The organism is Nitrosomonas sp. Nm132 (assembly GCF_900100485.1).
Taxonomy (GTDB): domain Bacteria; phylum Pseudomonadota; class Gammaproteobacteria; order Burkholderiales; family Nitrosomonadaceae; genus Nitrosomonas.
In genome coordinates this window covers 76,105-99,114 of sequence record NZ_FNDH01000005.1, presented here as the reverse complement: position 1 = coordinate 99,114, position 23,010 = coordinate 76,105, and the positions used below count along the sequence as shown (strand labels likewise).

Below are 23,010 nucleotides of genomic sequence, written 5' to 3'. Positions count from 1 at the left end.
GCGCCTTTAGACTTCACCTGACTATATCAATAAGATGCGGTTAATCACAGTTTAAATGAACATATTTTCCTGGAAAGATTGCATAGCATAAAATATGACTACGCGTAGAGTGGATAATTTTCTTAGTATCCTTAGCGGAATGCCAGCTCATCAGAGCTTATTCGTGTCAGCAAATCAAATAATTCAAATACAACATCTCTTTTTGAGAATGATTTCTCCTCAATTAGCTAAACGATGCGTCATTGGAAAATTTTCTGATGGAATACTCATAATATATGCGGATAGTAGCGCTATAGCGGCAAAATTAAGACAAATCACTCCGTCATTGCTCAGCAAGTTTGATTCTCAAGTGGTTTCAATCCAAATCGTTGTGGATGCTCGTTGTCGTAGAAACTCAATGAGCATTTCATCCAAACAGAAACCACAGCTTAGCCAAAGCGCCGCTCAAGATTTGAATCAATTAGCTTTGGCAATGCCCGTATCGCCCCTCAGAACTGCTATCGAGTCACTGCTCAATAATTGCAAACCTAACCCGAATTTTTCATAAAGGCGAGTGAATTTTGTCTAATCCTCACTGAGATTCCTTCGCAATTCGTATAAGTGTTGGCGCTGAGGGATATTCAAAGGGTACGGAATTTTCTAGGATTGGAATTATTAATTCATAATTTTTGGTGACGCATAGGGGATGAGGTCAAAGAAGCAAGAGCATAGGCCTTTATGATGATTTCTTTCGCATGCGACAGAGCATAGTGCGTCTTTTCCTTTCCTTTCCATTCCTTCCTCTCATCATTAACCCGAATAGTTCATAAATTCGCGTGATCATCACGCGAATTTATGAACTATTCGGGTTAATTGTATCCTGGCAGTGTGCCAGGAGGCATCAGAGTCTAAATTTATTTAGAATAAGTTGCAATATCCCTAAAATAAGCCAACAATAAGAAATTGCAGTGGTGCAGGAACTGCATCAAAAAAATCTCAATTCCTGACTTCTTAATTGAGGAGGAGCAACATGAAAATATGGACTAATTTTTTAGTTTTAATTGTTCTTGGCCTGCTGACTTCGTGCGCACACATGCATCCTCATCCAATGGATATGACGCAAGCTATTCAGAATGCTAAAACCGCTGCTGACCATGAGGCGCTAGCTAGGCATTATGAAGGGGTTGCTAAAGATCTACAGTCAAAAGCACAAGAGTATAAGAAAATGCTTGAGAAATACGAAATCAATGCTCCATACTATGGCAGACGAGCCCAAGATTTGCAGGAGCATACTGGGGCTTTGATCCGTCTTTACGAACAAGCTGCAAAAGCAAATATGGATATGGCTGATTCCCATCGTAAAATGGCTGTAGAAATCAAGTAGTGTTTGATCAATAACACAGTAAGACCCAACTCTATACTGAGTATTAAAACTTGCTGTCTGGAATGAAGCATTCGACCCTCTATACCTGCTCCAGCTTGCCTTCCTTTCGGTATTCGAAACGGTTATTAAGCGGGTTATTACTCATTTCGCTATTGGCGGTGCAGGTAAAGATCATGCTGGAGGGCTGTCTCGTGATGCCCTATCTGCCAGCGCAGCAGAGCATGGCGCATACGGAGGGGGCTTGTGCTGAACCGGCTTCACCTGCTGAGCGAGTCTGCCTGGCCAACTGTGAATATTCCGTAAGCAAGCCTAAACCTTCTGGTGAAATCGCGTTGCTTGACGTTATCGTAGGATCACCAGTGGTAATGTTTGTGATGGGTTTGTTCCCCAGCTTCTCGCCCCATCCTTCTTATGCCGCATTCGTGCCTACGATCGGACCGCCTTTGTATTTGCTTTTCCTGCGTCTTTTCATTCCTATCCCTTCCTCTCATCATTAATTGACTGGATTTCTGCTTGTCTGTTGGTGTAAGCAAAATTCCACTTGATTCAAAATACCTTCAATCGTTCTTCAGGCTTGTTTTGATTTCCTCGTCAGAAGGAAAGCACGACATATCCTGTCAGTGTACCAGGATGTATTCGCCTGCCTGGACCGTCATGATTAATGTATGGGCGCTTATTTATTAAGGAGATATCATGAATAGAAACGTAACGGTTGTTTTTGTCAATGTTTGTGTTGTTGTATTCGTATTGATCGGATCGAGGAGCGTGCGTTCATGTCGGGAATCAAGGTGGGTGATACTGTGACTTTCATATTGACTCAATCGAATAATGTCTATCTGGTTATGCATATTCAGCCTGATAAATAGGCATGGCTATTGAGGTTGGCGTGTATCAATAACGCATTGATATATTAAGGAGATCAAGATGATCGCCTCATTCTTAAAAGATTTCGAGAAATTATTTTCAAAGATTAACAGAGGATTCATCGCACTCTTGGTATTAGGGATGATGATCCCGGTAAACGTGCAGGCAGAGATTTCAGACCCTACTCATTTGGATTTGATGGATAACCAGGTTACGCGGGCAGTATTCCAGAATGACGCGATCACACTGAATGCCGGCAGTTTTACGCCACTGACTGTCCTGATTGTAGAGGCTCTAGAAAATAATCCGGAAATTCAGGCTTCTCTACGAGAACGTGAAGCAGCTCAGCAGAGAATCTCACCTGCAGAAGCGCTCGATGATCCCATGCTGGAAGCAGGAGTGGTTAATGCACCGCTGACCTCCTCGCCATTCAATCGTGAGGATATGACCATGAAGATGATAGGCCTGTCCCAGCGTTTTCCTTTTCCAGGAAAACGGGGCTTGCGTAAGGAAGTCGCCAGTAAGGATGCGGAGGCGAGTGATTACGGCTATCAGGAAACTGTGAACCGGGTCATGCGTGATCTCAGAGTTGCTTATTTCGAGCTCGGGCTCACCCTCGAAATGACCAAGTTGGTCGAGAAAAACAAGTTGATTCTGGAAAATTTTACTCACTTGGCTATAGATCACTACCAAGTGGGAATGGGTACTCAGGCCGATGCATTCAAGGCGCAGACGCAGGTATCCAGAATGCAGGATGAACTGTTCAGGCTTGAACGGGAGCGGCCTATGGTTGAAGCGGAGCTCACCCTCGCGCTCGGACGTCGCACCCAGGCGGTGGTGCTGATACCTGAGTCCCTGCAGATACGGGAAGTATCCTTGAATCTGGAATCGTTGCAGGAAGTCGCCTTGGCGCAGCGTCCGCAATTACTGGCATTGCAAAGTCTTGCGGCACGTAGCAAGAAAACACTCGATCTGGCGCATAAGGAATACCTTCCCGATTTTGATGTGCGCCTATCGTATGGGCAGCGTGACAGAATGCTGGATAACACGCAGCGTCCTGATATGGTTTCGCTGACCGTGGCCATTAACTTGCCAGTATGGCGCGCCAGCAAAATCGAACCTCGTATTGCGGAGTCGCAAGCGATGCACTATCAGGCATTAGACCTGTATCAGGCGCAAAGTAACGAGCTTGCGGCGAAACTGCGCCAGCAGGTGGCAACGGCCGAGCAAAATCTCAAATCAGCCCGGTTGTATCAAACCACCATCCTGCCGCAGGCCAGGCTGACGGTTGAATCCGCCTTGGTGGCCTATAAAGTCAACCAGGTTGATTTTCTGACACTGCTTGACAGCCAAATGACCGTATTCAATTATGAAATCAGCCTGGTGACAGCGATAGCCAGCTACAACAAGGCGCTTGCGGAAATCGATCTGCTTACCGGCAAAGCGCCTTATGAATTGACACAGCCATAATAACGAGATTTCGCATGAGATTATTCCTCATAAAATTGATCATAGCCACTGCACTGATCATCGGTGCGCTGGTTGCAGGGTATTGGTGGGGCAGCACCCGATCTGAGATTGCAGTAGCTGATTTACCTGTGACTATTACCTCCAAGAGTAAGATTCTTTATTACCGTAACCCGATGGGGCTGCCGGATACGTCTCCCGTCCCCAAGAAAGACCCCATGGGAATGGATTACCTTCCAGTTTACGAGGGGGAAGCGCCATCATCCGATAGTTCCGTAGTCAAAATCAGTACCGAAAAAATACAGAAACTGGGGGTGCGAACTGAAACGGCAGCATTACGTGAGCTTATCCGCACGGTCAGAGCGGTGGCAACGATCCAGGCGAATGAGCGTTTGCTATATACGGTGACGCCCAAGTTTGAAGGCTGGATACAACGGCTTTATATCAATACCCCGGGTCAGACAGTCAAGAAAGGTGATCCGCTGATGGATGTGTACAGCCCCAATCTAATCGCGGCACAACATGAATATCTGATCGCAATGAAAGGTATGCAGATGGTAGCCGAGGGAAGCCAGAATGCTCGATCTGATATGCAAAGACTGGTTGAGAGCGCATTACAGCGGTTGCGCAACTGGGATATCTCGGACATTGAGCTGCAGCGTTTGCAGCGTGAGGGCGCGGCCAGGCAGTATATCACGCTACGATCCTTAGCCAATGGGGTGGTATTGGAGAAACTGGCCGTAGAAGGGAAGCGTTTCGAGCCTGGAGAAGTACTCTATCAGATTGCCGATTTATCCCGCGTGTGGGTGCTGGCTGATGTGTTTGAGCAGGATCTGGGCATGATTCATCCTGGTCAGATGGTGACCATCAGAGTCGATGCCTACCCGGATAAGGTATTTAGTGGCGAGGTGGCGTTTATCTATCCCAAAGTGACGCCTGAAACACGTACCGCTATCGTCCGTATCGAGCTGCCTAATGCTGACGGACTGCTTAAGCCTGCCATGTATGCACGCGTGGAGTTTGCTTCCTTTCATAGTAAGAACAAAGTCCTTGCTATTCCTGATTCGGCGGTGCTCGATACCGGCACCCGGCGGCTGGTGCTGGTGGATCTCGGTGAAGGTCGTTATGAACCACGAACCGTAAAACTCGGCATGCATGCCGATGGTTATGCTGAGGTATTAGGAGGGCTGGAAGCAGGAGAAGCCGTGGTAGTTAAGGCAAATTTCCTGATCGATGCAGAAAGTAATCTCAAAGCAGCGCTGGGTAGCTTTGGTCACGGCAGCCACCCTTTGGTGCCGGAGGAAGAATCACCCGCCCAATCCAGTACGCTTGCCGAAGAATTGTCATCAGCAACGCATCGGGGTGAAGGCAGCATAGCAGCGATTGATTTTGCGCGTACTACCATTACGCTTGCGCATGAGCCGATCGCCAGTCTTAATTGGCCCTCGATGTTGATGGATTTCCGGGTTGCCGATCCGGCATACCTTCGTCCGCTGAAACCCGGCCAGAAGGTTGCCTTTGAAATCACCGAGGAATCAGCCGGTGAGTACGTCATCGTACACATTCATCCAGTAGACGCTAGCCCTGCTGCCAACGAGTACAAAAATACATTGAGAGGGCGCTGAAATGATTGGCAATATCATTGAATGGTCGGTTCGGCACATTTTCCTAGTATTGCTGGCAACACTCTCTATCGTTGCCTGGGGGGTCTATGCCGTATGGAAAACCCCGGTCGATGCGATTCCTGATTTATCCGATGTTCAGGTGATCATCTATACCGAATATCCCGGACAAGCACCGCAGGTGGTTGAAGATCAGGTGACTTATCCCTTGACCACAGCCATGCTGGGCGTGCCTAAATCAAAAGTGGTGCGTGGACTATCAGCTTTTGGCGTATCGTTTGTCTATGTCATTTTTGAAGATGGCACTGATATCTACTGGGCGCGTTCACGTGTACTGGAATACCTGAGTTTCGCAGCCAACAAATTGCCAAGTGATGTGAAGCCTGCACTCGGCCCGGACGCAACTGGGGTAGGCTGGGTTTATCAATATGCCGTTACTGCTCAAGACCGTACGCTGGATGAGTTACGCAGCATTCAGGACTGGTTTCTGCGTTATCAATTGATCGCGGCCGAGGGTGTTTCGGAAGTGGCCAGTGTGGGTGGGTTCGAGAAAACCTATCAGATCACGGTTGATCCCCGGCGTTTACAAGCTTATGGTATTTCCCTGAAAACAGTGATCGAAGTGGTTGCGCAGAGTAACCGTGATGTGGGTGGGCGCGTGATCGAACTCGCGGAAACCGAGTATATGGTGCGCGGTAAAGGTTATCTGCGCAGCATCAGCGATCTGGAGAATCTGGTCGTGAAAGCGCATGAGGGCATGCCGGTATTGCTGCGCGATGTCGCCCGGATTGAGCTGGCGCCGAATGAGCGACGTGGGATTACTGAACTCAACGGGGAAGGCGAAGCTGTTTCAGGGGTCGTCGTTGCGCGCTATGGTGAAAATGCGCTCGATGTCATCCGCGATATCGAAGCGAAAATCGATGAGATCAAACCGGGTCTGCCGGAAGGCATTGAAATTCAATCGGTTTATAACCGCTCTGAACTGATCCAGCGTGCTATCGAGACGCTGAGCGAAGTATTGATCGAGCAGGTGATCATCGTGGCGCTGGTGTGCGTGGTTTTCCTCATGCATGTGCGCAGTGCGCTGGTAGCGATCATGATGCTGCCGATCGGCGTGCTCATCGCGTTTATTGTCATGTTTCACCTGGGCATCAGTTCCAATATCATGAGTCTGGCGGGCATCGCACTGGCCATCGCCGAGATGACTGACGCGGCCATCGTCATGGTCGAGAATGCGCATAAACATCTTGCGCGCCTTGATCGGCAGGCTTCCGCATCGGCGCGTAGGGATGCTGTTATTACGGCATGCCAGGAAGTCGGCCCTGCACTGTTCTTCAGCCTGCTGATTATTACCGTATCGTTTCTACCGATATTTACGCTCGAAGCTCAGGAAGGACGGATGTTTCAGCCACTTGCCTTTACCAAGACATTTGCCATGGGGGGTGCTGCGCTGCTTTCCATTACCCTGGTGCCAGCGCTCATGCTGTTGCTGATTCGTGGCCGTATTCCACGCGAGCAAGATAATCTGTTGGGCCGCCTCCTGATCCGGCTGTATCAACCGATCATTCCCTGGATCATCCAATGGAAGAAGAGCATTCTGGTCATAACGATTGCCGTATTGGGGCTGACCATTTATCCGGTGCTCAGACTCGGTACCGAATTCATGCCGCCATTGAATGAAGGCACACTGCTTTATATGCCCGTGACGTTACCGGCCATCTCTATCACCAAAGCGGCAGAAATTATGCAGACCCAGAACAAAATCATTAAAAGTTTTCCGGAAGTGGCATCGGTATTCGGCAAGGCTGGGCGTGCCAATACCGCTACTGATCCGGCGCCACTGGAAATGACTGAGACGATCATCAACCTGAAAGCGGAAAGTGAATGGCGCCCCGGTATGACCATCGACAAGCTGATTGCTGAACTGGATCAGGCGCTACAAATACCCGGTGTCGCCAACGCTTGGACCATGCCGATCAAGAACCGGACAGACATGCTGGCAACGGGTATCCGTACACCCATCGGTATCAAGGTATTCGGCAACGATTTGAGTGAACTGGAAAAACTTGGTAAGCAGATCGAGATGGCGATCAAAACAGTGCCCGGTACCACCAGCGTTTATGCCGAGCGAACTACGGGTGGCTATTACCTTGATATCGAACCGGATCGGATGGCGCTTGCTCGTTACGGGCTGGCTGTTGGCGATCTGCTGGAGGTGATTACGACCGCACTGGGGGGCGAAACGATTACTACTACTGTGGAAGGGCGCGAGCGCTATGGGGTGACCGTGCGCTATCCACGCGAACTGCGCAGCGACCCGCAAGCCATTACGACGCAAGTACTGGTACCCACCATGGGGGAAGCGATGATTCCACTTGGCCAGCTTGCGCAAATCAAGCTGGTCAAAGGGCCACCGAGCATCCGTACCGAGAATGCATTGTTGTCCACTTACATTTTTGTCGATATCCGCGATCGCGACATCGGTGGCTATATCGCGGATGCGCAGCAAGCAGTCCGGGAACAAGTGCAATTCCCATCTGGTTACTATGCTACCTGGAGCGGCCAGTTTGAGTATATGCAACGCGCCACCGACAAATTGAAGGTGGTGGTACCGCTCACGCTGCTCATCGTATTTGTGCTGATCTATTTGAACTTCAATCGTCTGACCGAGACATTGATCGTGATGCTGTCGGTACCTTTTTCCCTGGTTGGCGGTATCTGGCTGATGTATTGGCTTGGCTACAACATAAGTATCGCAGTAGCGGTAGGTTTCATCGGCTTAGTCGGGATTGCCGCGGAATCCGGTATGGTAATGCTGGCCTTCCTTGATCAGGCGCTTACTGCCATGCAAGTAAAACGCCAGGCAGCCGGTGAGGAAATCACTATTTCCGATCTCTATGCTGCTGTGTCTGAAGGTGCCGTGACGCGGATACGCGCAGTCATGATGACCATTGCGGGCAGTATTCTTGGGTTGTTGCCCGTCATGCTGAGCAGTGGCACAGGCTCCGAGGTAACACGGCGCATTGCCGCTCCGATGGTCGGCGGCATGGTCTCAACCACAGTGCTGACATTGATCATTTTTCCAGCCATTTATGTGCTGGTTAAGGAGATTTCGATACGGCGCTCGATGGAAAGAGAGCGGAGATAGGAGCAGGAGCTAGCCCGAATATTTCATAAATTCGCGTGATGATCACGCAGGATTTTGATTAATAGGGAAGTTTTGAGAAGGAGGGGTGTAGTGATTCATACACCCGACTGAGCAAAATCTTTCTTATTAATCAAAAGACAAGTGAGGGCACGCGCCAATTTATGAAATATTCGGGCTAGCTAATGACTCAATGACCCTATGCTTCATCTAGATCACGTGAACATTTTTGTTCAACTGATACTGAAAGATGAAATTGTATGCATTTGCATTATAGCTTATCTATTTGTTAATCCTTAGCATTATCATGTAATGTTCAGGCTACGTGGATTTGCGACGTGGCGTGTTAGTTAGGCAATCCAGCAAAACAAATAGAACAGACAGAAAGCTCGCGCTCCAGGCTACTGCGGCTGCAGCCAATAACATTTCTCGATGTGTACTAAAATCCGCGCCAATGCGTGTAATTGCGGCAACAGTCATGATTCCGGTCATCGCTACGATCTGTGGTATCCGTGAAGGATATTGCTTCACATGCAGTAGTGTCACACGAACGATAACATTTGCAGAGAGTGTGCCTAATGCACCCACCGTGATCGCATGAACCGCCGTGCTAAAATGATCGCCCCCATTCAGCTTTACCCAACCCAGCAGTACGAGTCCCAGCGCCAACCAACCGTAGCCCACCCCAAGACAGATTAGATCAAGCCGCGCCAGGCAATGCCACAATTGCCAGCGAATCAGACGAATACCTGCCAAAGCCCCACTCATGATCAGTAAAAAGCCTGATGCTGAAGCCGCTATCGGAGCAAGCACGAAAGCTGCTGTGACCGTCACAATCAACCCGGCTTCGATACGCGGCTGAACCCTTGCTTCAAGCTCCATGCCTTGGCGATAAAACTCTCCGGCCACGGTAGGCGCCAGCATGCGCCCCCCCATGAACAGCATTAGCAAGGCGAATAATTGCACGCTTTCATCCAGCAAATAGCGATGTAAGCCGTGATGGCCAAGCTGGTCAATCCAGGCGATGACAATCGTAATCGCACAAATCAGACCGAGTAATGGCACCAACATACGATTACGCCATTTCTTCGCAACCCACAGACGAGGGAGTAAATGCCAGGCAAGCAGTGTGACAAACACTGCATTACTGATCAAAGTCAGCCAATTGGCTAAGGCGATCAATCCCATTACCCGTGCCAGCAGCCAAAAAAACAGGAAAAAAGCTAATCGTCGTGCAGGCATGGGGCCCAGCAGATAGCCGGCGATCAAAGCCAAGGCGAAACCAAACAGCATTTCAAAAGCGTGGCCGGTTGGCGCAGCCAGTGCCTCCGGCCCATAGCCATGCCTGGCCAGCATGGCCAATGGCACCATCAGGATGGCATACACACATGCTGCCATAAAGAACCATTGATGGGCGTAGGCTTTGGTCTCATTCGGTAGCCACGGTAAAAATGTATTTTTCAATTGGGTATCACCTCTAGTAGTAATTAGAGTCAGAGAGTAATTGGAGTCGGAGTGAAATAAAACATGCTCTAATTATCGGACCTTTAATAAGGATGTTATGAGTAACATGGCGCGATTAACACTGGTATCACCTATAGGAGTTCCGCAGCATATCATCCAGAGAGGCAATAATCGTCAAGTCTGTTTTGCCTCAGATGAAGATATGTTGGCGCATCATCTCGGATGGTTGGAAGAATAGGCAAAAAAGTATGAAGTTTCTATTCATGCCGGGGTATTAATGACAAATCATGTCCATTTACTTTGCTTGTGTAGACTGGATACTATACTCATCACACTTCAAAATTCGGTTTTTATTATCCCTCATCCAGCCTTCTCCCAGCGGGAGAAGGTATAGCTGCCTGATTTTGAAGTGCGATGAGTATATTTGCTGGGATTGTATCCTTATGTCGAGTTAAATCCAGTTCGGGCTGGTATGGTTTCAGATCCAGCCGATCATAGTTGGCCTAGTGATTAATGTCATGCACTGGGTATGCAAAGTAATTTATTGTCTGTTCATGAGATTTATTTAAAGCAGACAGAAAGAGATAAGGCATTGCATTAACAGGGGTTTGTGGGTTAGTCATGAGCGTTTTAAACAACAGATTGAAATGCGAACAGGGCAGAGGGTTTCAGCAAAAAGAAGAGGAAGGCCTAAGACCAATAAATATGAGGTGAGAATGCATTCAAACTTTGGATTTATTGCATAATTTGAGTCCTAAAAAAGGATTTTCTGATCGATTCTTAGTAATAATTTCCCTACGTGTTTGCACGTATATATTTAGTGGGCATATTTCGATAATCTGATGAAGCATTAGAGCTTGACAAAAAAGGGCGTTTATATCACATACAACGCACTGATTTGTAGATGTGTTTTATCAAGGTAAGAATCTGGAATGGGATCTGCGCGTTTTTTCATGCCTGTGTGCAAGGTCTCGCCGAGTATCAAATCTGAAAAACAAGGAGCTCATCATGAGTAAAGATAAAATTCTTGCCACCTGCGTTCTAACCTGTTCACTAATGATGGCAACAACAGCCCAGGCAGAAGACTATATGACCGGTTTTACCAGCAAACTAAGCCAAGGTCTGGCTAATATGGTCTTCGGGCTCGGTGAAATCCCGAAAAATATCATCAATATTTCCTATGAACAAAACATACTTGTAGGCTTGACTTGGGGCTTGGTTCGAGGAGTTGCACATGGCGTGAGCCGAACGTTGGTTGGTGGTGCTGAGTTTTTGACTTCGCCGATTCCAACTAACGAGTTTGCCGCGCCAGCCTATGTCTGGGATCGTTTTAGTGAAGATAGCCGCTATTTTGGTTTGAATTATCCCGGCTATTGGACTATTTACGGTCCATTGGATAATGGCGAGTAAGCCTGTTTCGACTAATTCAGTCACGAGGATATCATCATGAATAAATATATTTACCTCCCGCTTGCGGCTTTAGTACTCTTCCTGACAGCTTGTGCCACGCCTAAAATGGACACTGCGGATTTGAAAGCTGAGATTGATGCGGCCAGATCTGGTCACTATGGTCAAGCCATGTTACATGAGGAGATGTCTGAAAAAGATCTGGAAGTAGCCAATAATATCCTGGGTCATCTTGAGAAGGGTCACTACTGGAACATCGATGAGAAACAAAAGGCTTTGGATGCCGCTAGATCAGCTGCACACCATCGTTTGGAATCTGAGAAAGAGATGTGCAAATGGCTGACAGAAGTGCATAGTCAGAACCTTCATGAAGCGAGAGCGAGCGAGATTCATCATTCAGTTGCCTACTTTAATAGCGGCAGTGCTGTACCGTTTAAAACCAAAGATGAAACCATTAACAGGGTGGGGCGTTGGTTAAAAGCGCATCCCTATGTGACTGCAACGGTTACTGCATCGGCGGACACTGTCGGTAAACCAGATTACAACCTGGAGTTATCAGAAAAAAGAGCCAATGCGGTGATACAACGCTTGGTGGCAAGTGGCGCTAGTCCCGACCAATTAGTTGTCAAAGCGATGGGCGAAGCCGCTGGCTCTGACAGTATGCCAAATCAGGAAAATCGTGTGGTGGTTATCACCGCACATCATGATTACGTCGATTGCCCTAATATCAAATAGGACTTGATGACTCATTGATTAAAGTCAAATGCCGCCGTGAGGCTGGTGGTATTTGACTTTTAGAAATTCAGCGAATGTCAATGGTAAGGGTAAGGCCTGATCCCAATGCTCTTAATTTCTAACAATTAAAACAGCACCTGTACCAATAACGCTACCGTTATACTCAAAGAATAGCATATGGCAACAAACTTTCCTTTTTTCATATCGTCCTCCCTCAGTAATTAAAAATATTACATATAACAAAGTACAAAATTGTTAATTATTCGTGATTTTTATGTTAATTATTTGTGATGTATTTGTAAAATTTTTGTAAAGTTAATGAAAAAACATTTTCTTGTCAATTAGAATCTTTCAAGAGGAAATTTCCAGGTTGGTTGAGTACTTAAATGACGTACTCAGGCGAAAAGTACGTTGACACCTATCGCTCTACTGCTGTCATGCTAAGCACTGGCGCCGATTCCGAAGTAACGCGACGCATTGCAGCTCCAATGGTTGGTGGATGGTCTCGGCTACTGTGCTGACGCTGATCATTTTTCCAGCTATTTATGCTCTGGCTAAGGAAATTCCGAATTTGCGCTTGATTGAAAAAGAAAAGACACAAAAATTTTCTCGGAAAAGAGATCTTTGCCATTTTTGCAATGCTAATTCTATTGAGAAGTCAGGTTATTTGGGCGCCACTCGTTGTAGTAAAACAATTTCCACCGCATGAGAGAGGTTTATCGTCATGAAGAAAACTCCTCGTTATATCCCAGCGTTTCATTTCCACTGGATGACCCGTTGGTACGATCCGATGATGCAGTTCCTGTTTCATGAAGAGGCATTAAAGACTGCATTGATCACGCAAGGGTACATCCAGTCTGGTCAAACTGTGCTAGATGTCGGCTGCGGTACGGGCACGCTTACTCTGCTGATCAGGCAAACTCAACCGGAAGCTGCCGTATATGGACTTGATGTGGACCCTCAGGTATTGGATATCGCACGAAAAAAGGTCGAGCAGGCGGGGGAGATCATCATCCTGCGACAGGGTAGCGCGACTTGTCTGCCCTATCCGGACGAAAGCTTCGATCGCGTATTCGCCAGTCTGTTGCTGCACCACCTGACGAAGCAGGATAAGCAGCGTATGCTCAAAGAAGCCTTCCGCGTCCTCAAGCCTGGCGGCGAACTGCATGTGGCAGATTTCGGCAAGCCGCATGATTCAGTTATGTGGCTAATTTCTTGGGTAGTACGCTGGTTTGAAGAGGTTCACGATAATATTCTGGGTCTATTGCCAATTTTTATGGCAGATGCAGGATTCAATCCGGTAGTGGAGACTACTTGTTATCGCACTATGCTCGGCCCCGTCGCTTTATATCGCGCCTGCAAACCAATGTGAGGTGAACTATGAAGTCATAGCTAGAGTAATTGACACCTATCGCCAGTGATTTTTCGCTATGTGCATTGTGTTTGCACTGGATAAGCCAGTGTCGCTCATCCTGCTGAAAGAAGCTACCTCGTTTTTCGACGCAGACTCAATTCCGCCTACCATCTGCACCTTTACCGCTCCAGTGAACTAAATATCCTTGCTGGAATAATAACTCTCTGATCAATAATTCAAAGCCTTGCCCGTTAGGAGGTAGTTCTTTGAAGTCGAGCACTTATCTAGCCTCTTTGAAAGCTAACGTTTGAGTTATGCCTCATACTTCAATCTCGGATTGCCGAGCGGGTGAGTCGTTGAATCAAAGAAGTAGACTGTTTTGCTCTTGATTTCCGCAAGCACCCGAGATTTGAAGAGGACTATCTGCTCAGGCTCCTGCAAGGGCCAAACTCCAATAGCAATAGAAGTCAAATTTCCATCGCGCAATGCATCCAACAGATGCTGGTCATAGTCTTTATGTAAGGAGTGACCTAAGACCACCAGGTTTCCATCGGTGGATTGCAGCCTCTCAAATGAGAAGCGAAGATAGTCATTTCTCTTGATCCTTGATAGCTTTATTTCGGAAGACCCTTCCGAAATAAACAGTGGGAAGTAATTTGGATGATCGAGATCAAACAACTCTGAGAGTGAACTAATCCCATTTGCGGTCAGCTTCTTCGTCCTTCCGTCCGGGAGTTCAACCAGATGGATTGCTCCATGCAGGTAAGAAATAACACATGGATCCGCATTGACTTCAGTGTTCTTTGGATCAAAAGTATTGTCTTGCCCCCAGAACAGGTCCCTAAATCGCCACAGATCTTCCTGCATGATTGCCCAATAGGGGATCAAATCGTAGTTTGTTGTGAAGACGTTACTGAAGCTGCGGAATGATTTATTTATCTCGATCAAGCCATTGAATCCATGAGGAACATGGGAGTAGTTGACCGCGGCAGCGAGTGCATTCTTTGTGGTCTTGTAAAGAGCCTCAATCTGAGCCAACTGGGGCGATTTCAATTGTTCGTCGACCAGGCGAGCATGAAACAGAACGCGCAGAACATCTTCAAAATTATTCGAATCAAGCTTCTCAAACAGTGCAATGCTATTGGCGTCAAGCGGCGATTCAGTAGACTCGCTCTGCGCGACCTCATAGAGGCTCTTGTATCCAAATCTCGGCCAGACGTTCATGCTGAAGCCATTTCCCAGCAAGAGAGATTTCCACACATTTTTCTTTTCCTCAACCTCGCTCCAAGGTATCAAGTGGGGATCAATTTGGTGTTCTGGCACTACGTGTCCTCAGAGGCATAACGTAAAAGTAAGGGGCTGCGCGCTTTTGCGCAGTCCCTCTTGACTGCCGGGTTGGGCGGATTACTCACCACTCTTAACTCTGTCCCACTCAGTTTTTAAAACTTTCTGTGATTGGCTCACGATAAGGTCTGCGGATAGGTCGAGTTCTGTTGCCATGCCCTGTTTTTTGTCAATTGCTCTCTGTGCTGTTTCTCTTGCAGCTTTCATTAGACGGAGAAGTTTAATGTGTTCAGGCCCCGTCGGATTTAGAAGCAATTTAACTGTTTCTTCTTTGAGTGTTATGCCCTCATAGCGCTTGATTGCCTCTGGCAAAGCGATGGCGTCCGCTGCATATGTGGACGGCACCAAGCGTACTTCACAAACGAAAAAACAAGCTCATCCCTTAGGCGGTTTATCCATGCTTGGCGATTGACAGATACGACGGATGCACGAATTTGCCGCTTGGCGACATAGATGGAAACCATGGGAGCAAATACCATTGCAGCTAATGCAGTGAGTGAGGAGATAAGTGCCGTGTCCATTTTGGCCACCCATGTTGTGAATGAAGAGATCGATTCTGCGCGCATTTTTATTCCGCCTAACCAGAATTAGGCGTCCGAAATGACGCAATATATTACGTCAAAAATGAAATCTAACACGGCAAATTGCATGTTAATTCCTTATAATTTATGAAAATGTGTTCATTTAGCTGTCATCATAACAAACCTTGTTAGATCCATGAATATGATGAATAGGTTACGGCTTCCGGGCTAGTGCGAAATAAACCCGGGCTCAAACACTACAGTTATGATACCGAGCAATTTTATATCGCCTGGAGACTGTGTTTTATTTTCTTTCACAATTAGCAGCATCTAACTGCTAGCAACATCCAACTTGACTCCCATCTTTCTTTTCTGTACTCTGCGCGCCTCTTACTTCAGGTGCCTTCAAGGTTTTTTTACCTTGAAGGTTAAACGGGAAGCTGGTGCGCTCTGATATGATTCAGGCTATGCCAGCACTGCCCCCGCAACGGTAAATGGGTTAGCGATCTGCATCAGGCCACTGTGTGATGACATGGGAAGGCGCAGATCTGGAATGAATTCCGCTCATGAGTCCGGAGACCGGCCTGAAGTTAAATACTTTGGTATTGCGGAGGGCAATAACCGGCATTCTGATCAACTTTTGTTAAAGCTGATCTGCTTGTCTATTACTGAATTCCTCTGCAAGACGGACCTGTTAACCTGACAACGCGCGGGTGTGCGCGGAGGAATGAAATCATGCAAAAATGCCGGCTATCGGCAATGGCTGGGTTATGGCTTGGCGCAGCTACGACTGTATTGGCTGACAATACAGATCATCAAGAAAAGCCTATTATCGTTACAGCAACACGCACTGCACAGACAGTCGATGCATCGCTCGCTTCGGTGACGGTGATCTCGCGCAAGGATATAGAACGCCAGCAGGCAAGATCAGTCGAGGATCTGTTCCGCGGTGTGCCGGGTATCAACATCACCAATAATGGTGGGCCCGGAAAAAATACTTCAGTATTTATGCGTGGCACTGAATCCGATCATGTCCTGGTATTGATTGATGGTATCAAGGTAGGATCGGCCACATCGGGCACGACTGCATTCGAGAATATTCCCATTGAACAGATTGAACGCATTGAAATTGTGCGTGGCCCGCGTTCCAGCCTCTATGGTTCCGAAGCAATCGGTGGCGTGATCCAGATTTTTACCCGCAAGGGGGATGGCGCTGATATTAAGCCGAGTTTTAGTTTTGGTGGGGGTAGCTACGGTACGCTGAATGGTTCGGTTGGACTTTCCGGCGGAAGCAAGCAGGGCTGGTTTAATCTGATGGTAAGCGGTATCGGCACAAGCGGTTTTAATGCCTGTACTGGCTCGAGTGGCGCGGGTTGTGGTACCAAAGAACCAGACACGGACAGGGATGGTTACCAGAATATATCCGGTTCTGCTCGTGCAGGTTATCGTTTCCAGAACGGATTGGAAATCGATGCCAATTTCCTACAATCTGATGGAAAAGCCGAATTCGATGAATCTAAGTTTGATGAAACTCCTGTAAGTAAGTTTAATAAAACTAAAATGATTCAGCAGGTCTTCGGTGGCGCCGTGCGTTACTCGCCTTTTGATATCTGGCAAATCAACTTGATCGGTGGCCATAGTCGAGAAGATTCCAAAAATCTCATTGACGATGTTTCTTCAAGCCCTTTTAGCAAGTTCAACACTCAGCGCAATACCGTTTCCTTACTGAATAATTTATCTTTTGGCAAAAACCAGCTTCTGACAGTAGGTACGGATTATCAGCATGATCATGTCAACAGCACAGATGCATACGCTGTGACTTCTCGTAGCAATTGGGGCGTGTTTGCCCAGCATCAGGCGACTCTTGCCGCACATAACCTGCAGTTATCGCTGCGGCATGATGATAATCAGCAATTTGGCAGCCGGGTCACAGGAGGAGCTGGATGGGGTTATACCATCACCGACAAAATACGTCTGATGGCCAGTTTTGGCAGTGCGTTTAAAGCGCCTACCTTTAATGAGCTTTATTTTCCGGGCTTTGGCAATGCCAATCTGCGCCCGGAAGAGTCACGCAGTTTTGAATTTGGCGCACGCGGCAACGCTGGCTGGGGCAACTGGGCATTGAATGTGTATGAAACCCGCATTGATGACTTGATTGCGTTTGACGCTAGCATCCGTGCACCGGCTAATATCAATCAGGCGCGTATCCGTGGACTGGAAGCTGTTCTCAGCACCCAGATTAAAGGCTGGCAATTAAATGGCAATCTCACTTTTCTGGATCCGGAAAATCGTTCTTCTGGGCTCAATAAGGGTAATATATTGCCCAGACGGGCAGAACAGTCATTTCGCCTGGATATCGATCGCCAATTTGGTCGATACAGGTTGGGCGCCATGTTTCTTGCTGAAGGCGAACGCTTTGATGATTTGAGCAATAGGCGCAAGCTTGACAGCTATGTGAAATTCGATCTGCGCGCTGAATATTTACTGAGCAAACACTGGCGTCTACTGGGACGTATCGAGAATCTATTTAACGAACATTATGAAACAGCAGCATTTTTCAATCAGCCGGGGCGTAATTTCTTCGCTACCTTACGTTATCAACCTTAACAAGGAGTCACTAAATGTTCATTTTATCCACTCGCAATCAAATGGGTATCGGTCTTGCGCTGGTATTGCTGATGATGATCACGCGCGGTCATCATTTTGCATCATTGCATAGTCTGCCGGGTGCTTCCTGGGCAGTCTTCTTTCTGGCCGGTGTTTATTTGCGTTCAGCCTGGCCATTACTGGGCTTTCTGGCGCTCTGCTGGGGACTTGATTTTGCAGCTTATACCTGGGGCGGCACCAGCGGTTTCTGTCTGACGCCAGCCTATGTATTTTTATTACCTGCTTATACTTCATTATGGCTGGCTGGCCGCTGGTATGCCAATCAGCATCGATTTACATGGCGCACGTTGATGCCGCTTTCTCTCAGTATGATAGCGGGTTTAACGCTGTGCGAATTATTTTCCAGTGGCGGCTTTTATTTCTTCTCTGGCCGCTTTGAAGATACTACATGGGTCGAATTCGGTGAGCGACTGATCACCTTTTTCCCGATGTATATCGAATCATTCCTGTTTTATGCGGGTATTGCGATAATCACACACGCAGCCTTTGCATTGATACGTCAGCAATTCAATCCACACAACACCACAACTGGATAACCAAATGGTCGATTCCGAACGCGATCGCGAGACCGAATCTTCGTGTCATTGCATCAAACCACAACCAGATAATGAAATGGCAGATTCCGAGCGTGCAGAGCGCCACCGTGGGCGTATGCAGCGCAAGAAAGAAGTCATTGATGCCGCCATTGCGCGCGCGGACCAGGAAAAAGGCTTATTGCTGGTTCTTACTGGTAATGGTAAAGGCAAATCCAGTTCGGCATTTGGCATGATTGCACGCGCCCTGGGGCATGGTATGCGGGTGGGTGTCGCGCAATTCATCAAAGGTCGCTCAGATACCGGCGAAGAAGCTTTTTTCCGGCGCCAGGAAAATGTGATCTGGTATGTTCTGGGAGAAGGTTTTACCTGGGATACGCAGGATTTGGCGCGGGATACCGAAACGGCGCAACGCGGCTGGGCCATTGTGCGTGATATGCTGTGCGATCCAACGCTGGATGTGATTGTTCTCGACGAACTGACTTATCCGATTAAATTTGGCTGGCTGGATTTAACCACGGTTTTGAATGACTTGAAGAGTCGTCCGGCCATGCAGCATGTCGTCATTACCGGACGTGCTGCTTCCGAAGCGCTTTGCGAGGCAGCCGATACGGTAACCGAAATGCGTGACATCAAACATGCTTTTCGGGCCGGTATTCAGGCACAAAAAGGGATTGATTTGTGAAACAGTGCCCAGCACTACTCGTTGCGGCTCCAGCATCAGGACAAGGTAAAACAACAATGACTGCTGCACTCGCCCGGTTTCATCGAAATCAAGGGCGAGAGGTTCGTGTATTCAAAGCTGGCCCGGATTTTCTTGATCCCATGATTCTGGAGCAAGCATCCGGCCATCCAGTGTATCAACTGGATTTGTGGATGGGGGGTCAATCACATTGCCAGCAACTTTTATATCAGGCTGCTGCTACTGCAGATCTGATTCTAATCGAGAGCGTCATGGGGCTTTTCGATGGCGAGCCATCCAGTGCTGATCTTTCTGTGGCATTTGGCATTCCAGTGTTAGCAGTAATTGACGCTACTGCGATGGCTCAAACTTTTGGTGCTGTGGCACACGGGCTGGCAACCTTCCGCCCAGCATGCAAAGTTATCGGTGTATTGGCTAATCAAGTTGCAAGCGCTATTCACGAAGAAATGCTCAAAGAGAGCATGCCCAAATATCTGCCGTGGCTTGGCTCACTCCCACGCCATATAAATGGAAAACTACCCAGTCGACACCTGGGGCTAGTACAGGCAAACCAAATTAATTATTTGGATCAATATCTGGAGCAGTTAGCTGAAAACTTAGCTCTGACCGGCTTACACAAACTGCCGCCTGCTATCACCTTTAAGGCACCAGACAATTTGCCCACTATAACGCCAAAGCTCAAAGGAATGCGTATTGCAGTCGCTACCGATGCCGCTTTTAGTTTTGTTTATCAGGCTAATCTGGATCTGCTACAAGCCATGGGCGCGCAACTGAAATTTTTCTCACCGCTTGACGATACTTCGCTACCTGAAGCAGATAGCCTTTATCTGCCTGGCGGTTATCCTGAGCTACACATGGAAAAACTTGCGGCCAATCTCAGCGTACACAAAGCCATTCATGCCCATTATGCGGCTGGTAAACCTATTGTTGCTGAATGTGGCGGCATGCTTTATTTGCTTTCAACACTCACGGATCATCATGGGAAAACAGTTGATTTTCTAAACCTGTTTTCAGGCAAAGCAACGATGCAGCGAAATCTGGTTAATTTAGGCCTGCATTCTGCCAGATTCCCACAAGGAGAGTTACGCGGTCATACCTTTCACCATTCACTTTTGGAAACGGCCGTTCAACCATCAGCATTGACACAACCCGCAAGAAAAGGGCTCCGGCCTGAAGCACTATTTCATTTGGGGCGTTTAACGGCTTCCTATATGCACTGGTACATGCCTTCAAACCCAACTGTAACGGCTGCCTTATTTTCACCATGAACTTACATGACTTCGACGAATTAGAACGAGAGGCCGTCTACCGGGTGATTGCCGAGCGTCGCGACATGCGCCATTTTCTCCCTGATCCAGTTGATCCGGTGGTGTTCAAACGCTTACTCGCCGCTGCACATCAGGCGCCCAGTGTGGGCTTGATGCAGCCATGGCGTTTTATTCGTATTACGGATAGCCGGCTGCGCAGCGCCCTGGTCTCCCTGGTAGAAGAAGAGCGTATTCGTACAGCCGGTGCGCTGGTTGAGCGGGGCGATGAGTTCATGCGCCTGAAAGTAGACGGCATTCAGGAGTGTGGAGAACTTCTTGTGGCCGCCTTGGGTGATCAACGTGAACAGCATATCTTTGGCCGGCGCACCTTGCCGGAAATGGATCTGGCTTCGGTTGCGTGCGCCATTCAAAATTTATGGTTGGCTGCGCGTGCCGAGGGGTTGGGCATGGGCTGGGTTTCATTATTTGATCCGGTACAACTTGCCCAATTATTGCATATGCCGGCGGGCAGTAAACCTGTGGCTATTTTATGCCTGGGTCATGTGGCAGCATTCTATCCCGCCCCGATGTTAAAACTGGCAGGCTGGGCAGATGAGCGTCCATTGGACGAATTGGTATTCCACAACACTTGGGGCGGCAGCGAAACATGAACATCACCCTGGTTGTTCTGACTGCATTGCTCATGGATGCATGGCTGGGTGAGCCGCGCCGCTTTCACCCACTGGTTGGCTTTGGGAAACTGGCTGAATTGACTGAGCGCGCTATTTACGCAGATTCCAGGCTGCACGGTAGCCTGGCCGTCCTGCTGCTGGTTGCCCCATTGATTTTTCTGACGACTTGCATCAATTTTATCTCCTGGCATGTTGCCATTGACGTTTTAGTGCTATATCTGGCGATTGGCTGGAATAGCCTGGGTATGCACGCCAGCAGGGTAAAGCATGCATTGCTGGCAGATAATCTGGCGGCAGCACGCCATCAGGTGAGTTTGATGGTAAGCCGCGATACCGCTGAGCTGGATCGTGCCGGCATCACGCAAGGAACCATTGAGTCCGTTTTGGAAAATGGCAATGATGCCATTTTTGGTGCCATTTTCTGGTTTGTCGTTGCGGGTGCGCCTGGCGCCATCGCCTATCGCCTAGTCAATACCTTGGATGCCATGTGGGGCTATCGTAATGAGCGCTACCGCCATTTTGGCTGGGTGGCAGCACGGCTGGATGATTGTTTGAACTTTATCCCGGCGCGGCTGACTGCACTCAGCTATGCGCTCACTGGTGAAGTACGTCAAGCCTTGGCATGCTGGCGAACGCAAGGAACCATCTGGAAAAGCCCCAATGCAGGGCCAGTCATGGCAGCGGGTGCAGGCAGTCTAAGCCTTTCACTCGGTGGACCAGCTTGTTATCACAGCAAACTGGAATTCCGCCCGTTATTAGGAACAGGGCATGTACCCGGAATCGACGACATTGATCGCGCTTTAAATTTGATTAAACGCTCGCTGTTACTCTGGCTGGTTATTATCTGCTCAGGAGAAGGGTTCATTGGATACATTGCATCATCAGCTTAGTCAACCAGGCTCCTTGCATCACGGTGGCCGCCTACGGGCGGCAGCAACACGCTTTGAGATTCCGCTGGAGAACTGGCTCGATCTTTCCACCGGCATCAATTCAAATGGCTGGCCTGTCAGAACACCGCCTGCATCTACCTGGGTGCGACTGCCTGAGGAGGAGGATGAGCTGAACGCGACTGCCTGCCGCTATTATGGAACCGATTTTCTCTTGCCGGTCGCAGGTTCACAAGCAGCTATTCAAGCATTGCCACAACTGCGAGCGCCTTCCCGTGTCAGCGTGTTGAATCCCGGCTATGCCGAGCATGCGCACGCATGGAAACGTCACCACCATACGGTCTTTGCTGTTACCCCTGAACAAATAGATGCCGCGTTGCCAGATACCGATGTGCTGATCATTATTCATCCCAATAATCCCACAGGCGACGTATTTCCCATCGCCCGGCTACTCGACTGGCATGCGCAACTTACCGGACGTGGTGGCTGGCTAATTGTGGATGAAGCTTTTATGGACGCCACACCTGAATTGAGCATTGCCGCCTACACAACGAGACCGGGTTTGATTGTATTGCGTTCTTTAGGCAAATTCTTTGGACTGGCTGGCGCACGCGTCGGGTTTGTCTGCGCCCACCCAAAATTACTGGTAGCGCTGAATAACCTGCTTGGTCCCTGGGCGGTCAATGCGCCGGCACGCTGGATAGCCATACAAGCGCTGCAGGATGATGATTGGCAGGGGAAAGCTCGTCAGCGTTTGCTGCAGGACAGTCAACGCTTCCATGCATTGCTGAGTCAGCATCATCTCCCACCCGATGGTGGCACTGCCTTTTTTCAATGGGTGCGTTCAGCAGAAGCTCATTATGTATTTGAAAAACTGGCGCTTCAGGGTATTCTGACCCGATTTTTCAGTGACCCAGGCAGCCTGCGATTGGGCTTGCCCGCTACTGAAATGGAATGGCAGCGGCTAGACAGGGCGCTGGCTCGAATTTAACGGA

General features: G+C 48.4%; 22 protein-coding genes and 1 riboswitch. Of the genes, 19 read left to right on the top strand and 3 right to left on the bottom strand.

Going from position 1 to position 23,010, the window contains the following annotated elements; translation table 11 throughout:
• Window positions 1–163 precede the first annotated feature (163 nt).
• The 6 genes from BLP80_RS03585 to BLP80_RS03560 all read left to right on the top strand — a co-directional run bounded on the left by BLP80_RS03585 (window position 164) and on the right by BLP80_RS03560 (window position 8,464).
• Window positions 164–547, top strand: a complete 384-nt coding sequence (locus BLP80_RS03585; RefSeq protein ID WP_176754252.1) for a DciA family protein — start codon at window positions 164–166, stop codon at window positions 545–547.
• Window positions 548–1,009: 462 nt separating this feature from the next.
• Window positions 1,010–1,363, top strand: coding sequence for a hypothetical protein (locus tag BLP80_RS03580; RefSeq protein ID WP_090540211.1), 354 nt, complete (start codon window positions 1,010–1,012; stop codon window positions 1,361–1,363).
• Between the two features lie 62 nt (window positions 1,364–1,425).
• Window positions 1,426–1,860, top strand: a complete 435-nt coding sequence (locus BLP80_RS03575; protein WP_090540209.1) for a hypothetical protein — start codon at window positions 1,426–1,428, stop codon at window positions 1,858–1,860.
• A gap of 427 nt (window positions 1,861–2,287) precedes the next feature.
• Window positions 2,288–3,697 carry a TolC family protein gene (locus tag BLP80_RS03570; RefSeq protein ID WP_256324935.1) on the top strand — a complete coding sequence of 470 codons (1,410 nt, stop codon included), beginning with the start codon at window positions 2,288–2,290 and terminating at the stop codon, window positions 3,695–3,697.
• 14 nt (window positions 3,698–3,711) lie between these two features.
• Window positions 3,712–5,319, top strand: a complete 1,608-nt coding sequence (locus BLP80_RS03565) for an efflux RND transporter periplasmic adaptor subunit (protein WP_090540207.1) — start codon at window positions 3,712–3,714, stop codon at window positions 5,317–5,319.
• A gap of 1 nt (window position 5,320) precedes the next feature.
• Window positions 5,321–8,464: an efflux RND transporter permease subunit gene (locus BLP80_RS03560; protein WP_090540205.1), complete on the top strand. Its 3,144-nt coding sequence runs from the start codon at window positions 5,321–5,323 to the stop codon at window positions 8,462–8,464.
• A 318-nt stretch (window positions 8,465–8,782) separates the two neighbouring features.
• Here BLP80_RS03560 and BLP80_RS03555 read toward each other — a convergent pair whose 3' ends face one another.
• Window positions 8,783–9,925 (bottom strand): NnrS family protein, encoded by a 1,143-nt coding sequence (locus BLP80_RS03555; RefSeq protein WP_256324934.1) that lies wholly within the window; start codon window positions 9,923–9,925, stop codon window positions 8,783–8,785.
• A 106-nt stretch (window positions 9,926–10,031) separates the two neighbouring features.
• Here BLP80_RS03555 and BLP80_RS16100 point away from each other — a divergent pair, with 106 nt between their 5' ends.
• The 5 genes from BLP80_RS16100 (at window position 10,032) to BLP80_RS03530 (ending at window position 13,439) form a co-directional block, all read left to right on the top strand.
• On the top strand, window positions 10,032–10,163 hold the full coding sequence (locus tag BLP80_RS16100) for a hypothetical protein (protein WP_256324933.1): 132 nt from the start codon (window positions 10,032–10,034) through the stop codon (window positions 10,161–10,163).
• Window positions 10,164–10,933: 770 nt separating this feature from the next.
• The gene (locus BLP80_RS03545; protein ID WP_090540201.1) at window positions 10,934–11,335 is read left to right on the top strand and encodes an exosortase system-associated protein, TIGR04073 family; all 402 of its coding nucleotides are present in this window, start codon (window positions 10,934–10,936) and stop codon (window positions 11,333–11,335) included.
• Window positions 11,336–11,371: 36 nt separating this feature from the next.
• The gene (locus BLP80_RS03540) at window positions 11,372–12,067 is read left to right on the top strand and encodes an OmpA family protein (protein ID WP_218120363.1); all 696 of its coding nucleotides are present in this window, start codon (window positions 11,372–11,374) and stop codon (window positions 12,065–12,067) included.
• 514 nt (window positions 12,068–12,581) lie between these two features.
• Window positions 12,582–12,776 (top strand): hypothetical protein, encoded by a 195-nt coding sequence (locus BLP80_RS03535; RefSeq protein ID WP_143002220.1) that lies wholly within the window; start codon window positions 12,582–12,584, stop codon window positions 12,774–12,776.
• 15 nt (window positions 12,777–12,791) lie between these two features.
• A complete protein-coding gene (locus BLP80_RS03530) occupies window positions 12,792–13,439 on the top strand; it encodes a class I SAM-dependent methyltransferase (RefSeq protein ID WP_090540194.1) in 648 nt (215 codons plus the stop codon).
• Window positions 13,440–13,733: 294 nt separating this feature from the next.
• On the opposite strand, the gene BLP80_RS03525 is transcribed toward BLP80_RS03530, so the two are convergent.
• Window positions 13,734–14,744: a DUF4917 family protein gene (locus BLP80_RS03525; RefSeq protein WP_090540192.1), complete on the bottom strand. Its 1,011-nt coding sequence runs from the start codon at window positions 14,742–14,744 to the stop codon at window positions 13,734–13,736.
• 81 nt (window positions 14,745–14,825) lie between these two features.
• Entirely contained in the window at window positions 14,826–15,113 is a 288-nt protein-coding gene (locus BLP80_RS03520) for a hypothetical protein (protein ID WP_176754251.1), read from the bottom strand.
• Between the two features lie 105 nt (window positions 15,114–15,218).
• Here BLP80_RS03520 and BLP80_RS15560 point away from each other — a divergent pair, with 105 nt between their 5' ends.
• From BLP80_RS15560 to cobD, 8 genes are all read left to right on the top strand, one after another.
• Window positions 15,219–15,356: a hypothetical protein gene (locus tag BLP80_RS15560; protein WP_176754250.1), complete on the top strand. Its 138-nt coding sequence runs from the start codon at window positions 15,219–15,221 to the stop codon at window positions 15,354–15,356.
• A 310-nt stretch (window positions 15,357–15,666) separates the two neighbouring features.
• Window positions 15,667–15,889, top strand: a riboswitch (cobalamin riboswitch).
• Between the two features lie 132 nt (window positions 15,890–16,021).
• Window positions 16,022–17,893 (top strand): TonB-dependent vitamin B12 receptor, encoded by a 1,872-nt coding sequence (gene btuB, locus BLP80_RS03515; protein WP_090540188.1) that lies wholly within the window; start codon window positions 16,022–16,024, stop codon window positions 17,891–17,893.
• Between the two features lie 14 nt (window positions 17,894–17,907).
• Window positions 17,908–18,489 carry a hypothetical protein gene (locus BLP80_RS03510; RefSeq protein ID WP_090540186.1) on the top strand — a complete coding sequence of 194 codons (582 nt, stop codon included), beginning with the start codon at window positions 17,908–17,910 and terminating at the stop codon, window positions 18,487–18,489.
• 76 nt (window positions 18,490–18,565) lie between these two features.
• Window positions 18,566–19,171: a cob(I)yrinic acid a,c-diamide adenosyltransferase gene (cobO, locus tag BLP80_RS03505; RefSeq protein ID WP_090540293.1), complete on the top strand. Its 606-nt coding sequence runs from the start codon at window positions 18,566–18,568 to the stop codon at window positions 19,169–19,171.
• Complete coding sequence (locus BLP80_RS03500) at window positions 19,168–20,457, top strand: cobyrinic acid a,c-diamide synthase CobB (protein WP_090540184.1); 1,290 nt, start codon at window positions 19,168–19,170, stop codon at window positions 20,455–20,457. The genes cobO and BLP80_RS03500 overlap by 4 nt, the downstream gene beginning before the upstream one ends.
• The gene (gene bluB / locus BLP80_RS03495) at window positions 20,454–21,107 is read left to right on the top strand and encodes a 5,6-dimethylbenzimidazole synthase (protein ID WP_090540182.1); all 654 of its coding nucleotides are present in this window, start codon (window positions 20,454–20,456) and stop codon (window positions 21,105–21,107) included. Before BLP80_RS03500 ends, bluB begins: the two co-directional genes overlap by 4 nt.
• Window positions 21,104–22,018, top strand: coding sequence for an adenosylcobinamide-phosphate synthase CbiB (gene cbiB / locus BLP80_RS03490; RefSeq protein WP_090540180.1), 915 nt, complete (start codon window positions 21,104–21,106; stop codon window positions 22,016–22,018). The genes bluB and cbiB overlap by 4 nt, the downstream gene beginning before the upstream one ends.
• Entirely contained in the window at window positions 21,993–23,006 is a 1,014-nt protein-coding gene (gene cobD / locus BLP80_RS03485) for a threonine-phosphate decarboxylase CobD (RefSeq protein ID WP_256324932.1), read from the top strand. Before cbiB ends, cobD begins: the two co-directional genes overlap by 26 nt.
• Window positions 23,007–23,010 lie beyond the last annotated feature (4 nt).